The sequence below is a fragment of the Catenulispora sp. EB89 genome (assembly GCF_041261445.1).
Lineage (GTDB): Bacteria > Actinomycetota > Actinomycetes > Streptomycetales > Catenulisporaceae > Catenulispora.
The window spans coordinates 1-14,713 of sequence record NZ_JBGCCU010000008.1; the positions used below are offsets into that span (position 1 = coordinate 1).

The 14,713-nt window shown below is 71.2% G+C and carries 12 protein-coding genes; 11 read left to right on the plus strand and 1 reads right to left on the minus strand.

The annotated features are described in order from the left end of the window. Positions 1-42 precede the first annotated feature (42 nt). The 9 genes from ABH920_RS18695 (at position 43) to ABH920_RS18735 (ending at position 11,450) form a co-directional block, all read left to right on the plus strand. The gene (locus ABH920_RS18695; protein WP_370350303.1) at positions 43-327 is read left to right on the plus strand and encodes a hypothetical protein; all 285 of its coding nucleotides are present in this window, start codon (positions 43-45) and stop codon (positions 325-327) included. Positions 328-880: 553 nt separating this feature from the next. Beyond that, positions 881-1,867: an ABC transporter permease gene (locus tag ABH920_RS18700; protein ID WP_370350304.1), complete on the plus strand. Its 987-nt coding sequence runs from the start codon at positions 881-883 to the stop codon at positions 1,865-1,867. 3 nt (positions 1,868-1,870) lie between these two features. Next, positions 1,871-2,926, plus strand: a complete 1,056-nt coding sequence (locus ABH920_RS18705; protein WP_370350305.1) for an ABC transporter permease — start codon at positions 1,871-1,873, stop codon at positions 2,924-2,926. Continuing rightward, on the plus strand, positions 2,926-4,023 hold the full coding sequence (locus ABH920_RS18710) for an ABC transporter ATP-binding protein (RefSeq protein WP_370350306.1): 1,098 nt from the start codon (positions 2,926-2,928) through the stop codon (positions 4,021-4,023). The genes ABH920_RS18705 and ABH920_RS18710 overlap by 1 nt, the downstream gene beginning before the upstream one ends. Beyond that, positions 4,020-5,681, plus strand: coding sequence for an oligopeptide/dipeptide ABC transporter ATP-binding protein (locus ABH920_RS18715; protein WP_370350307.1), 1,662 nt, complete (start codon positions 4,020-4,022; stop codon positions 5,679-5,681). Before ABH920_RS18710 ends, ABH920_RS18715 begins: the two co-directional genes overlap by 4 nt. Positions 5,682-5,885: 204 nt before the next feature. Continuing rightward, entirely contained in the window at positions 5,886-7,601 is a 1,716-nt protein-coding gene (locus ABH920_RS18720; protein ID WP_370350308.1) for an ABC transporter substrate-binding protein, read from the plus strand. A gap of 141 nt (positions 7,602-7,742) precedes the next feature. Then, the gene (locus ABH920_RS18725) at positions 7,743-9,209 is read left to right on the plus strand and encodes a GH1 family beta-glucosidase (protein WP_370350309.1); all 1,467 of its coding nucleotides are present in this window, start codon (positions 7,743-7,745) and stop codon (positions 9,207-9,209) included. A gap of 55 nt (positions 9,210-9,264) precedes the next feature. Then, the gene (locus ABH920_RS18730; protein WP_370350310.1) at positions 9,265-10,317 is read left to right on the plus strand and encodes a LacI family DNA-binding transcriptional regulator; all 1,053 of its coding nucleotides are present in this window, start codon (positions 9,265-9,267) and stop codon (positions 10,315-10,317) included. Positions 10,318-10,322: 5 nt separating this feature from the next. Next, positions 10,323-11,450: a LacI family DNA-binding transcriptional regulator gene (locus ABH920_RS18735; protein WP_370350311.1), complete on the plus strand. Its 1,128-nt coding sequence runs from the start codon at positions 10,323-10,325 to the stop codon at positions 11,448-11,450. Between the two features lie 12 nt (positions 11,451-11,462). On the opposite strand, the gene ABH920_RS18740 is transcribed toward ABH920_RS18735, so the two are convergent. Beyond that, positions 11,463-13,109 (minus strand): IclR family transcriptional regulator C-terminal domain-containing protein, encoded by a 1,647-nt coding sequence (locus tag ABH920_RS18740; RefSeq protein ID WP_370350312.1) that lies wholly within the window; start codon positions 13,107-13,109, stop codon positions 11,463-11,465. 207 nt (positions 13,110-13,316) lie between these two features. Here ABH920_RS18740 and ABH920_RS18745 point away from each other — a divergent pair, with 207 nt between their 5' ends. Beyond that, the gene (locus ABH920_RS18745; RefSeq protein WP_370350313.1) at positions 13,317-14,075 is read left to right on the plus strand and encodes a CoA transferase subunit A; all 759 of its coding nucleotides are present in this window, start codon (positions 13,317-13,319) and stop codon (positions 14,073-14,075) included. Further along, positions 14,072-14,707 (plus strand): CoA transferase subunit B, encoded by a 636-nt coding sequence (locus tag ABH920_RS18750; RefSeq protein ID WP_370350314.1) that lies wholly within the window; start codon positions 14,072-14,074, stop codon positions 14,705-14,707. The genes ABH920_RS18745 and ABH920_RS18750 overlap by 4 nt, the downstream gene beginning before the upstream one ends. Positions 14,708-14,713 lie beyond the last annotated feature (6 nt).

Genomic DNA, 14,713 nt, shown 5'->3' on the forward strand with positions numbered 1-14,713 from the left:
GGGGCGTGGGGGGGGGGGGGGGGGGGGGGGGGGGGGGGGGGGGTGGGGGGGGGGGGGGGGGGGGGGGGCGGCGACGGCGGTGATGGCAGCGGCGATGGCGGCGGCAGCAGCGGCAGCGGCGGCGGCAACGGCGGCGGCGGCGGCAACGGCGGCGGCGGCGGCAACGGCGGCGGCGGCGGCGGCAACGGCGGCGGCAACGGCGGCAGCGGCAGCAACGGCGATGGTGATGGCGGCGGCGCGCTCCAGCAGCGGCGTGCTGCCGAGCCGGTGCTGGTGGCGACGCGGTTGGTGGTGCGGGAGTCCTGTGGGGTAGTGGCGGGGGCTTGATCTTTTGAGTGGTCTGGCTCTGTATGCGGTGCGGTGCACCAATGATGGCTAGGCGAAGCCGTAAAAATCGCCTGAAACCCCCAGACCAACCGCACCCACGCATCCCGCCGAGCCCCCATGAAAGTCAGCGCCGCCGTCTTCACAACTTTCAAGAGAGCGCTCTCACGCTCTTCCTCAAGAAACCTCACCGGTAACGGAATGCCCTGACACCCTCACCGCCCGCCATCCATCCCCTCCACCTGCGCGTTTCGCGTCGTCCCGCGCACGTCAGCCCCCGCACACCGCGAGCCCCGAGCCTCCAAGGGCCCCGTTTCGGCAGTCGGTAACGTCCTGGTAACGGCTCCGGGAGCCTTGTGAGAGCGCTCTCTTTCGGTTACGGTACCGGCAATCCGCAAGGCAACAGCCCCCCAAGAGCCCCATCCGTGACTCCCGTCCGGCCACCGTCCGCGCCGTCCCTGTGAGGGGGTCCAGCGCGCGGTCCCCGAAATGTAGGCAGTCTCATGATTCGTATTCCGGCGACGCCGTCGCGACCGAGAAGAAGGGTGTGCGTGCTGTGAGAGCCATTCTGCGCAGGCTCGCGTTCTACCTTCTCGCCGCCTGGTCGGCCGTGACGCTCAACTTCTTCCTGCCCCGAATGCTGCCCGGCAGTGCGCTGCAGGCGGTGCTCAGTGCCATCCGCTCCGCGCCGATCACGCCGGACGAGCTGCATGCGCTCGAGGCCGAGTACGGCTCGGGCAACAAGAGCCTGCTGTCGCAGTACGCGACCTATATCAGCAACCTGTTCCATGGCGATCTGGGTACCTCGACCAGCAAGTCGGTGCCGGTGACCGACATCCTCGGCACGGATCTGCCGTGGACCATCGGGCTGGTCGGTGTCGCCACGGTCATCGCCTTCGTGCTCGGGACGTTCCTGGGCGTGATCGCCGGGTGGCGGCGGGGCGGTCTGCTCGACACGCTGCTGCCGGTCGCGACGTTCTTCCAGGCGATCCCGTACTACATCCTGGCGTTCCTGCTGCTGATGACCATGGGCTATCTGTGGAAGTGGTTCCCGCTCGGCGGGGGCTACGACATCAGCCGCGACTCGACGGTGACGCCCGGGTGGAACGGCGGCTTCATCGGCAGCGTGGTGGACCACGGGTTCCTGCCGGTCGCGACGATCGTGCTGGCCTCCATAGCCGGCTGGATCCTCGGGATGCGCAACGTGATGATCACGACCATGGACGAGGATTACGTCCTGGTCGCCGCCGCCAAGGGGCTGCCCCGGTGGCGGGTGGTGTGGGTGGCGGCGCGCAACGCGATCCTGCCGTCCATCTCGTCGCTGGCGCTGTCCGTGAGCCTCATCGTGACCGGCTCGATCATCACCGAGATCGTCTTCAGCTACCCGGGTCTGGGCCTGGCGATGAACAACGCCACGCTCGACGCCGACTATCCGCTCATGCAGGGCATCCTGCTGTGCGTCACCTTCGCGGTGCTGGTCGTCAACTTCCTGGCCGACATCGTCTACGTGATCCTCGACCCGCGCGCCCGCCGGGAGGCCTGAACCATGTCCGTCGTGGGTGTCGCCACCGCAGAGCCCGTGGGGAACGCCGTCGCCGCCAGGCGGCGCAAGTCCCGCATCACCAAGTCGCCGAAGATCGTCGTCGGCGCCTCGATCCTGCTCTTCTTCGTCTTCATCGCGATCTTCGGGCCGACCCTGGCCCCGCACTCGGCGAGCTGGCAGGCGAGCAACTCCAGCGCCTTCGCGCAGCCGCCGTCGGCGAAGTTCTGGCTCGGCACCGACCGGCAGCAGCACGACATCCTGTCGCAGGTGCTCTCCGGCGGCCGGTCGACGATGGTCATCGCGTTCGTCGCCGGCATCGTCGCCAGCATCCTGTCCATCCTGTTCGGGGTGACGGCCGGGTACATGGGCGGCCTCGTCGACGAGGTGCTGTCCATCATCGCCAACATCTTCCTGGCGCTGCCGGGCCTGCTGATCCTCATGGTCGTGATGAAGCCGCTGCCCGCCGGGGACACCGACAACCCGTTCCTGATCGGGTCTGTCATCGCCCTGACAGCCTGGGCTTACGGCGCGCGCGTGCTGCGAGCGCAGACCCTCGCGCTGCGTGACCAGGACTACGTGGAATCCGCGCGGATCATCGGCGAGCGCCGGCCGCGGATCATCGTCTCGGAGATCCTGCCCAACCTGCTGCCGATCCTGGCCTCGTCGTTCATCTTCACCGTCATCTACGGCATCGGGATCTACGTGGTGCTGTCCATCCTCGGCATCATCAACCCGGCGCAGGCGTCCTGGGGCACGATGATCCAGAACGCCCAGGGCGCCAGCGCGATGATCTCGAACGACTGGTGGTGGTACGCGCCGCCGGCGCTGTGCGTGGCGCTGCTGGGCATCGGGCTGGCGCTGCTGAACTTCGGGATCGACGAGATCGTCAACCCGCGGGTCCGCTCCCGGCGCGGGAGCCGGCGCGGCGTGCGGTTCCAGCTGGGGCTGACGCCGGTGGTGCGGGCCGCGCGGCCGGATGCTTCAGCGAACCGTGATTCGTCGAACCGTGATTCGTCGAACCTTGATATGGCGGCGCCTGTTCTGGAAGGAGAGAGCTGATGGCCGATCCGGTCCTGGAAGTCCGCGGGCTGTGTGTCGACTACGGCCTGGGCGCCGAGGCGGTCCGCGCGGTGACCGACGCCGATCTGGTGCTGCGCCGAGGCGAGGTCCTGGGCATCGCGGGGGAGAGCGGCTCGGGCAAGTCCACGCTCGCCTACGCGCTGACCCGGCTGCTGCGCGCGCCCGGCGTCATCACCGGCGGGGACGTGCTGTTCCACTCGCGCTCGGCCGAGACCGGCGAGACGACGACGGTGGACCTGCTCGCCGCCGGCGCGCACGAGCTGCGGCGCTACCGCTGGTCGGAGATCGCGGTGGTGTTCCAGAGCGCGATGCACGCCCTGAACCCGGTGGCCCGGGTCGAGAATCAGCTCACTGACGTGCTGCGCGTCCACCGGCCGCAGATGTCCGCGCAGGAGCGCCGGGCCCGCGCGGTGGAGATGCTGCGCATGGTCGGGATCAACGCCGACCGGCTGCGCAGCTACCCGCACGAGCTGTCCGGCGGCATGCGGCAGCGCGTGATGATCGCGATGGCGCTGATCCTGCAGCCGCAGATCGTCATCATGGACGAGCCGACGACCGCGCTGGACGTGGTGACCCAGCGGGAGATCCTCGAAGAGCTGATGGCGCTGCGCGACGAGCTCGGGTTCGCCGTCATCTTCATCACCCACGACCTGTCGCTGCTGATCGAGCTCGCGGACTCCATCGCGATCATGTACGCCGGGCGCATCGTCGAGCGGGCCAAGGCCGCGGAGCTCTTCCACGCCCCGCGCCACCCCTACAGCCTGGGGCTGCTGAGCTCCTTCCCGAGCCTGCACGGCGAGCGCGTGCGCATGGAGGGCATCCCGGGCTCGCCGCCGTCGCTGGCCGCGATGCCCGACGGCTGCAAGTTCCACCCGCGCTGCCCGCACGCCATGGACCGCTGCCGGACGCAGGAACCGCCGTTGACCCGGCCGACCGATGAGGGCGGCGGCCGGGTCACGGCCTGCTGGCTGCAGGACGGCCGGCAGGATCCGCCCGAGGCGTTGGCCCGCGCCTACCCGCCGCTCGCAACGCCTTCGGCCTCCGCTGTCGGCGACCTGTCCAGGAGCACTTCATGACCGGCACCACCGAACCCGCCGAGCCGACCGAGAGCGCGGAAACCGCAGAGCCGGCCGAGTCCGCGGAGCCGACTGAGCTCGCCGATGTGAAGGAGTCCCCTGAGGCTGCGGAACCTGCTGAGGCCGCCGAGCTCGCCGAGCCGGTCGAGTCCGTGGAGCCGACTGAGCTCGCTGATGCGACGGAGCGCGCCGAGCACGCCGAACCTGCTGAGGCCGCCGAGCCCGCCGAGCCGACCGAGAGCGCGGAAACCGCAGAGCCGGCCGAGTCCGCGGCGCCGACTGAGCTCGCCGATGTGAAGGAGTCCCCTGAGGCTGTGGAACCTGCTGAGGGAGGCGAACTCGCCGAGCCGGCCGAGTCCGCCGAGCCGACTGAGCTCGCCGATGCGACGGAGCGCGCCGAGCACGCCGAACCTGCCGAGGCCGCCGAACTCGCCGAGTCGGTCGAGGCGACGGAATCGGTCGAGTCTGCGGTACCGGTCGAGGCGGCTGAATCTGCCGCGCCGGTGGACCCTGCCGACCGGTCGGCAGTCGTCCACGGCCCCCGCCGCCCCGGCGTCCCGAGGCTGGAGGCCCGCGGCCTCGTCAAGCACTTCCCGATGCACAGCGGCATCGGCCGCGGCATGGTCGTGCACGCCGTGGAGGACATCTCCCTGGTCCTGCCGGCCGGCACCGTCACCGCGGTGGTCGGCGAGAGCGGCAGCGGGAAGTCGACGCTGGCCCGGCTGCTGACCGGGCTGATCAAGCCCACGGCCGGCGAGGTCCTGTTGGACGGTGTGCCGGTCGGGACCGGTGCGAAGGCGCGGCGTACTTACACCAGCAGCGTCCACCTGGTGTTGCAGGACCCGTTCTCGTCCTTGAACTCCGTGCACACCGTGCGCTACCACCTGGAGCGTCCGCTCAAGCTGCACACCAAGCTGGGACGCTCCGCGCGCGCCGAACGGATGCGGCAGCTGCTTGAACGCGTCTCGCTCACTCCGGCTGAGGACTACCTCGACAAGTACCCGCACGAGCTGTCCGGAGGGCAGCGCCAGCGCGTCGCGATCGCCCGCGGGCTGGCCGTGGAGCCGCGGGTGCTGCTGGCCGACGAGCCGGTCTCGATGCTCGACGTGTCGATCCGGCTGGGGGTGCTCAACCTCCTGGACGACCTGCGGACCGGCGAGAACCTGGCCACCATGTACGTCACCCACGACATCGCCTCGGCGCGCTACCTGGCCGACTGCATCGTGGTGATGTACGCCGGCCAGGTCGTGGAGTCCGGGCCCGCCACCCGGATCACCGACGAGCCCGCGCACCCCTACACCCAGCTCCTGCTGAGCGCCGCGCCCGACCCGGCGCGCGCCGAGACCCCGGTGCTGCGCGGCCGGGGAGCGCCGCCGAGCCTGGTGAACCCGCCGTCGGGCTGCCGGTTCCATCCGCGGTGTCCGTTCGCGATGAAGGTCTGCGCGGAGCAGTCTCCCGTCGCCCAGCCGGTGGCCGAGGACCACGTCTCGGCGTGCTGGCTGCACGTCTCAGGGCTCAGCGACGACCAGCGCGAGCCGCTGGCCACGGCCACGGCCACGGCGGCCAGCAACGGAAGCAACGGAAGCAGCCCAAGCAACGCAAGCACCACAAGCACTGTGAACGGCGCAACCAGCGCAACCAGTAAGGAGAACGCATGAAAGACCACAGCCGCGAAGGGAGCCCGGGCGGGAACGCCGCCCGCCCCCCGCCGGGGGACGGGCGGCCAGGCTTCGCCCGAGGGGCAACTCGCGCGAAGGGAAGTCAGATCCGTTCCACATCCCGTACAGCCATAGTCATCGCCCATGTCCGCTCAGGACAGGCCGGCCCAGAAGCCGGTCCGGATCTTTAGGGAAGTGTACGCAATGCGTCGTACAGCTATCAAAGGGCTAGCCCTGGTCGCGGCCGTCAGTCTCAGTGCGGCGGCGTGCAGCAGCAGCAAGCCCAAGTCGTCGTCGACCAACAGCAGCACCGGCTCGGGCAAGGTCCGCACGCTGGTGGTCGAGGACAAGCCGGTCGCGTCGTTCACCAACGACTTCAACCCGTTCGACGGCAACTCCTTCGTCGGCCAGGAGAACGCGATCTCGCTGTTCTACGAGCCGCTGTACCAGTTCAACACCCTGAACTCCGCGCAGGCCCCGATCCCGTGGCTGGCGTCGAACTACACCTGGTCCAACGGCAACAAGACGCTCTCCTTCACGCTGAAGTCCGGCGTCAAGTGGAGCGACGGCCAGCCGTTCACCTCCGACGACGTGGCCTTCACCTTCACGCTGCTGAAGAACTTCAAGGCGGCCAACACCAACGGCACGCCGGTCCCGGACAGCGTCACCACCCCGGACCCGCAGACGGTGGTCCTGAACTACTCCACCCCGCAGGCCGCCAACTTCCAGGCCATCGCCAACCAGGTCATCGTCTCCAAGCACAAGTGGTCCGGGATCACCAACCCGGACAAGGCCGTGGTCACCGGCGCCGACACGGTCGGGACCGGGCCGTTCGTGCTGGACAACTTCACCCCGCAGAACATCACGCTCAAGGCGAACACGACGTTCCGCGACGGTGCGCCGGCGGTGAAGAAGATCTCCTTCCCGGCCTACGCCGACAACAACGCCGCGACGCTCGCGCTGGCCAACGGCGACATCGACCTCACCGGCAACGACATCAACGACGTGCTGAACACGTTCGTGGCCAAGAGCAAGGACAACCAGCTCTTCCAGAGCACGGCCCCGTACTTCCCGGCGTCGAACACGGTGTCCCTGCTGCTGAACGAGAAGAGCCCCAGCGCCCCGGCCCTGGCCGACGTCGCGGTGCGCAAGGCGATCAGCGCGGCGCTGGACCGCACCTCGATGGCGACCCAGTGCGAGACGAACTACGAGCTGCCGGCCTCCTCCTCGGGCGGCCTGACCCTGCCGATCGACCAGAAGTCGCTGGCCCCGGCGCAGACGAACGACCTCAAGCCGGGCCCGGACCCGGACTCCGTCACCTCGCTGCTGAGCGCCGCCGGCTACACCAAGAACGGCGCCGGCAAGTGGACCAAGAACGGGGCGACGATCAAGTTCACGATCATCGACCCGAACTCCTTCACCGACTACTGGTGCGACGCCGAGGCCATGGTCAAGCAGCTCAACAGCGTGGGCTTCGACGTCAAGGACAACGGCGCCTTCGACTACAACAGCTGGAACACCGCGATCACGACCGGGAACTACGACGCGGCGCTGCACTGGGGCCAGGGGACCACGCCGTTCCAGCGGCTGCAGTTCATCCTGGACTCCAGCCTCTCCGCGCCCGCCGGGCAGACCGCGGCCGGTGACTTCGGGCAGTACAAGAGCCCGACCGCCGACGCCGCGATCGCCGCCTTCGAGGGCGCGACCACCGACGCCGACCAGGCCACGGCCCTGAACACGCTGCAGGGCGTGTTCTCCTCGGACGTGCCGGCCGTCCCGGTGCTCTACGGCGCCGCCTGGTACGAGTTCAGCACGGCGAACTTCACCGGCTGGCCGACCAGCGCCAACCCGTTCGTGAACCCGTCGCCCCGGAGCCAGGACTACGAGTACCTGATCCTGAAGCTCACGCCGAAGCCCTGATCCGACCGGCGGGGCCGGTGAGCGTCCCGGTCGGTCCGGCCGCCCTCTGGGGGCCGGGCCGCCGGGACGCTCGCTGAGAAGGACATCACCACCGCGGCCCGGCAGGGCGGCTGAAGGTTATCGCAAGGAGTTGTCTTAAGAATGAGTACAGGTACGCGGGCCGCGGCCGGTGACACAGTGTCGGCGAGCGGCCGGAAGGCCCGCACCAGGGCCTTCCCGACCGACTTCCTGTGGGGCGCCGCCACCGCCGCCTATCAGGTCGAGGGCGCGGCCTTCGACGGCGGGCGCACCGCCTCGATCTGGGACACGTTCAGCCGGGTCCCCGGCAAGGTCGTCAACGGCGACACCGGCGACATCGCCGCCGACCACTACCACCGGTTCCGCGACGACGTCGCGCTGATGGCGGGCCTGGGCCTGGGCGCCTACCGCTTCTCCCTGTCGTGGAGCCGGGTCCAGCCCGGGGGGCAGGGGGCGCCGAACTCCGCCGGGCTGGACTTCTACTCCCGGCTGGTGGACGAGCTGCTGGCCAAGGGCGTCAAGCCGGTGGTGACGCTCTACCACTGGGACCTCCCGCAGGAGCTGGAGGACGCCGGCGGGTGGGGCAGCCGCGCCACCAGCGAGCGGTTCGGCGAGTACGCGGCGATCGCGGCCGAACGGCTCGGGGACCGGGTCGACCTGTGGACCACGCTGAACGAGCCCTGGTGCTCGGCGTTCCTCGGCTACGCCTCGGGGGTGCACGCCCCCGGGCGGCACGAGCCGGAGGTCGCCCTGCGCGCCGCGCACCACCTCAACCTGGCCCACGGACTCGGCACCCAGGCCCTGCGCGCGGCGTTGCCGGCCGGCTCGCGCGTGGCGCTGACCGTCAACCCGGCCGAGGTCCGGCCGCTGAGCCAGGCGCCGGAGGATCTGGACGCCGCGCGGCGGGTGGACGCGCTGCAGAACCGGATCTTCCTCGACCCGGTGCTGCGCGGCTCCTACCCGCAGGACCTGATCCAGGACACCGCGCACGTCACCGACTGGGCCTTCGTCCAGGACGGCGACCTGGCGGCCGTGAGCGCCCCGATCGACCTGCTCGGGGTCAACTACTACAACCCGGTGGTGGTCGGGGCGGCGCCGCGGGACGGCGCCGAGCCCGAGCGCGGCGTGGACGGCCACGGCGCCAGCGACTACTCGCCGTGGGTCGGCAGCGAGGCGCTGCGCTTCGTCCGGATGCCCGGCGAGCCGACCGCGATGGGCTGGCCCATCGACGCCTCCGGCCTGCACGACCTGCTGCTGCGCATCCACCGCGACTACGGCCCGATCCCGATCGCGATCACCGAGAACGGCGCCGCGTTCCACGACTACGTCGGCCCCGACGGCGAGGCGCGCGACCCCCAGCGGGTGGAGTACCTGCGCGGCCATCTGGTCGCGGTCCACGACGCGATCGAGGCCGGAGTGGACGTCCGCGGCTACTTCTGCTGGTCCCTGTTGGACAATTTCGAATGGGCTTACGGCTACTCCCGGCGCTTCGGGGTGGTCCACGTCGACTTCGCGACCCAGCGGCGTACGGTGAAGGCCAGCGGGAACTGGTACTCAGGCGTCATCGCGGCCAACGCGGTCCAGGGTTGACGCCCGGTGGTGCCGGTGTCCGCCGGCATGACTTGCAAGGAGCACAGGCGAGAACATGACAGGCAAGGACGGGGGAATCCCGGAGACGATGGTGCCGCGCACGCCGGACACGGCGGCACCGACCCTGGAGACGGTGGCCGCCGAGGCCGGCGTCTCCAGGGCCACCGTCTCCCGCGTCGTCAACGGCTCGCCGAAGGTCTCGCAGGAGGTGCGCGAGGTCGTCGAGGCGGCGGTGGCCCGGCTGGGCTACGTGCCCAACCGGGCCGCGCGCTCGCTGGTGACCCGGCGGACCGGCTCGGTGGCGCTGGTGGTCAGCGAGGCGGAGATGAAGGTCTTCACCGATCCGCTGCTGGCGGCCATGGTGCGGTCCCTGGGGGTGGCGCTGTCCTCGCACGACGTGCAGCTGGTCCTGATGATGGTCCGGGCCGACCACGAGCGGCAGCGGCTGACCGGCTACCTGCTCGGCGGGCACGTCGACGGGGTGTTCCTGATGTCGCTGCACGAGGGAGACCCGCTGCCGCAGATTCTGTCCGACTCGGGCATCCCGGTGGTGCAGATGGCGCGGCCGCTCGGCGACGTCAAGCTGCCCTACGTGGACGTCGACAACGTGCACGGCGCCCGGCTGGCGGTCCGGCACCTGGTGGCCATCGGCCGGCAGCGGATCGCCACCATCGCCGGACCGCACGACATGGTGGCCGGCGTCGACCGCCTCGACGGCTTCCGCCAGGAGCTGCTCGCGGCCCGGATGGCCGACCACCGGGTCGCCTTCGGCGACTTCAGCCAGTCCTCCGGCGAGCAGGCGATGCTCGCGCTGCTGGCCGACCACCCCGACCTGGACGCGGTGTTCTGCGCCAGCGACCTGATGGCCGCCGGCGCGCTGCGGGCCCTGCGCCGCCACGAGCGCCGGGTCCCGGAGGACGTCGCCGTCGTCGGGTACGACGACCTGGACGTCGCCATGCTCACCGAGCCGCCGCTGTCCACCGTCAGCCAGCCCGTCGAGGCGATGGCCGTGACGATGGTGGACATGCTGCTGTCCCGGGTCGCGGGGCGTCCCAAGCCGAGCCCGGCGATCCTGCCGACCCGCCTGGTACTGCGCGCCTCGGGATGAGCCGGGTGTCGGAGCGCACAGCCCAGCCGACCCTGGCCGACGTCGCGGCCATGGCGGGAGTGTCCGTGGCCACGGCGTCGCGGGCGCTCAACGGGTCCGCCGGGGTCAGCCGGAGCGCACGGGCCGATGTGCACGCGGCGGCGGCGCGGCTGTCTTATGTGCGGCTGCGGACTCGGAGTGTGACATCGAGCTTGGCGACTGCTCCGGTGACGAGTTCGGTGACGAGTTCGGTGAGCGCCGCGAGTGTGGCGCGTTCGGCGGGTTCGGCGGGTTCGGCCCGCGCCTGCCAGGTGGCCGGATCGTCCGGTCTGGTCGCGGCGATCGTGTGCGAGGACGGCGCGCGCATGTTCGCCGACTCGTTCTTCTCCCGGCTGCTGCTCGGGGTGACCGGCGCGCTGCCGGCCGGCGAGGTCCAGTTGGCGATGCTGGCGATCCGCGGCGCGGCGGACCGTTCGGCGGCCGAGCGGTTCCTGACGCGCAGCCGCCCGGACGGCGTGCTGATGATCAGCGCGCACGACGGCGACCCGGTGGCGGCCTGTGTCCGGACGCTCGGGGTGCCGACGGTGCTCGCCGGACGTCCGCTGTCGGGGAACCCGCACTCCTACATCGACGTGGACAACCGAGCCGGTGCCGCCGAAGCGGTGGAACACCTCATCGCCTCCGGCCGACGGGAGATTGTGACGATCGCCGGCCCGCAGGACATGGCCGCCGGAGTGGACCGCCTGGCCGGCTACCGCGACGCGGTCCGCGCGGCGGGGATGCCGCAGGTGTCCGTGGTCGGCGACTTCTCCGGACCGTCGGGCGAGCGCGCGATGGCGAGCCTGCTGAACGCCCGCCCGAACCTCGACGCGGTGTTCGCCGCCTCCGACCTGATGGCGGCGGGGGCGCTTCGGGCGTTGTGCCGTGCCGGTCGCCGCGTCCCCGACGACGTGGCTGTCGTCGGGTTCGACGACGCTCCGCTGGCGGCGCATACCCGGCCGCCGCTGACCACGGTGCGGCAGCCGGTGGAGGACATGGGAGCGGCGATGGCGCGTCAGCTGCTGCGGGGGATGGCGGACGGCGCCGGGCGGGGGTCCGGGCCTGTGGAGCCGGTCATCCTCGGCACCACGCTCGTGCGGCGCGGCTCAAGCTGACCGCCGAGACCGTCAGTGCACTGCCGAGGGCTTCAGCGCGAAGGCGAGTCCTACGTCTTCGCTGATCCGCAGCGCGGTCTCCCGCAATGCCGGAAGCAACTCCCGGGGCATGTCGACCGCCGAGGTCCTGCCCGCTGGAAGCGCGATGTTCACCGCCGCCACGACCCGGCCGTCCGGTCCCCGCAGCGGCACGGCGATCGAGCGGACTCCTTCCTCCAACTCCTCGTCCGCGATCGCGAACCCGTGGCGGTCGGCCTCCGTGAGCAGGGCCTCCAACCGGGCCGGATCGGTGACGGTGTGCGAAGTCAGCGGTGCGAGATCGGCGCCGGCCAGCCAGGCCACGCGCTGCTCCGGCGCGAGCGCCGCCAGCAGGACCCGCCCCATCGACGTCGCATAGGCCGGGAACCTGGTGCCGACGGTGATCTCGACCCGCATGATCCGGCTCGCGGCGACGCGTGCGACGTAGCGGATGTCCCGGCCGTCCAGCACGGCGACCGAGGCGGACTCGTGGACCCGGTGGACGAGCTCGACCAGATGCGGCTGGACCAGATCGGCGAGCGGACGCGCGGACACGGTCGGGTAGCCGAGGTCCAGGACGCGGGGGAGCGGGGCGAAGCGGCGGCCGTCCAGGGCGATGTAGCCGAGCTGTTCCAGCGTCAGCAGCGAACGTCGGGCCGTGGCCCGGGGCAGCGCCGTGGCGTCCGCGACCTCGGTGAGCGTCATGCCACCCGGGGTGGACAGCGCGGCGAGGACGCTCAGGCCGCGGGCCAGCGACTGTAGGTACTCCGGGCCCAGTTCCTGTTTGGGGTCCAGGGAATCGTCACGGGACGGCGCCGGACCAAAGTGGCGGTCTTCGGGTTCTTCGAGCGCGGCCGTCATCTGCCGCGCTGCGCCGTGCAGCCGCTTCAGCACGTGATCGGGCAGCGAGGCGGCCGAGTGCCGGCTGGAGTGGCTGACCACGCTCAGCGCGGCGACGACGTGCCCTGAGCCGTCCCGGACCGGCACGGCCATCGCGACCAGCCCCGGCTCGATCAGCTGGTCGTCGAGCGCCCAGTCGGTGTCACGGGCCTGCGCGGCCAGGGCGCGGAACCGCTCGGCGGTCAGCCGCGGCTGCCGGTGCGCGCGGCCCAGTGCGGGAAACGACGCGTCCTCGGGATCGGCGGCCATGCGGGCCTGCCAGCGTTCGAAGGCCGACTCGTCCCACTCGGCGGCGAACAGGATTCCCGGGGCGCAGCGCTCGGCCGGCAGGGCGTCGCCGGCGCGGAAGGTGACGGACAAGGCGCGCCGCCGCGGCGTCTGCACGACGAAGCGCACCGCGTCGCCGTCCGGGACCGCCAGCGAGACGGACTCGTCGATCTCGTCGGCGAGGGCTTCGGCCAGTGGTCCGAGCCGGTCGGCAAGGCGCCCGGCGCGCAGGTAGGCCAGGCCGAGTTCCAGCACCCGCGGCGCGAGCGCGAGTTCCCGGCCGCCTTCGTCGCGCAGGTAGCCGAGCCGCAGCAGGGTCGTGGCGATCCGGTCGACCGGTGACCGGGCCAGGCCGGTGGCGCGCGCCACGTCGCTGGTCCGCATCCGGCCGCCGGGGGCCAGCGCGAGGGTGCGCAGGACCGCGAGCCCGCGCTCCAGCGGGCCGACAGAGGCGTCGGCGGCGGTCGGTGACATCGGTGTGCTCCTTGTCCTCCTGTCCTTCTGTGCTCCCGAACCGTACCGGTGAGGGCCGTTGACACCCGCGCCGGTCGCGGTGGAGACTCACGGAATCGAAGTATATGAAAAAAACTTCACTGGGCGAACACGCATCAGATGGAACGCACAGCGGAAAACGCCAAACACGGCGGGCGCGGAGCCGACGCCGGGGGTGAAAGGGAGCCGATGGACAAGGTGGTGCGGTCGGCCGACGAAGCCGTGGCCGACATCGGCGACGGGGCGTCCCTCGCCGTCGGCGGCTTCGGGCTCAGCGGCGTCCCCGAGACGCTGATCCGTGCGCTGTTCCAGCAGGGCGCCGACCGGTTGAGCGTGGTGTCCAACAACTGCGGCGTGGACGGCGGCGGCCTGGGCCTGCTGCTCGCCGCCGGCCGGATCGCCCGGGTCACCGGCTCGTACGTGGGAGAGAACAAGGAGTTCGCCCGCCAGTACCTGGCCGGGGAACTTGAAGTCGAACTGGTGCCGCAGGGCACGCTGGCCGAGCGGCTGCGGGCCGGCGGCTGCGGCATCCCGGCCTTCTTCACCCCGGCCGGGGTCGGCACCCCGGTCGCCGAGGGCGGGCTGCCCTGGCGCCACGCGGCCGACGGCGGCGTGGCCGTCGCCTCCCCGCCGAAGGAAGTCCGCGCCTTCGACGGCCGCGACCACGTGCTGGAGCGCGGCATCAGCACCGACTTCGCCCTGGTCCGGGCGGCACGCGGCGACCGGCACGGCAACCTGGTCTTCACCAAGGCCGCGCGGAACTTCAACCCGCTGGCCGCGATGGCCGGCCGGGTCACCGTCGCAGAGGTCGAAGAACTCGTCGAACCCGGGGTGCTCGATCCGGACGCGGTCCACCTGCCCGGCGTGTTCGTGCAGCGCGTCGTGGTGCTCACCCCGGAGCAGGCCGCCGACAAGCCCATCGAGAAGCGGATGGTGCGGACGTCATGAGCTGGACCAGGAACGAGATGGCGGCGCGCGCCGCCGCGGAGCTGACCGACGGCTCCTACGTGAACCTCGGCATCGGACTGCCGACACTGGTGCCCGGGTTCCTCGCCGACGACGTCGACGTGGTCCTGCACTCGGAGAACGGCCTGCTCGGCGTCGGCCCGTATCCGAGCCCTGAGGAAGTCGACCCGGACCTGATCAACGCCGGCAAGGAGACCGTCACCGTCCGGCCGGGCGCCGCGTTCTTCGACTCGGCGCTGTCCTTCGGGATGATCCGGGGCGGCCACATCGACACCGCGATCCTCGGCGCGATGCAGGTGTCCGCGGGCGGCGACCTGGCCAACTGGATGATCCCCGGCAAGATGGTCAAGGGCATGGGCGGCGCGATGGACCTGGTCCACGGCGCGCGCCGGGTCATCGTGCTGATGGAGCACACGGCGAAGGACGGCTCGCCGAAGATCGTGCCGGAGTGCACGCTCCCGCTCACCGGGCGCGGCTGCGTGGACCGCGTCATCACCGACCTGGGCGTTCTGGACGTCACCGCCGAGGGCCTGGTCCTGGTGGAGACCGCGCCCGGGGTCACCGCCGAGGAGATCGCACGCCGCACGGCCGCTCCCCTCCGGCTGGAAAGGTAAAGCCCT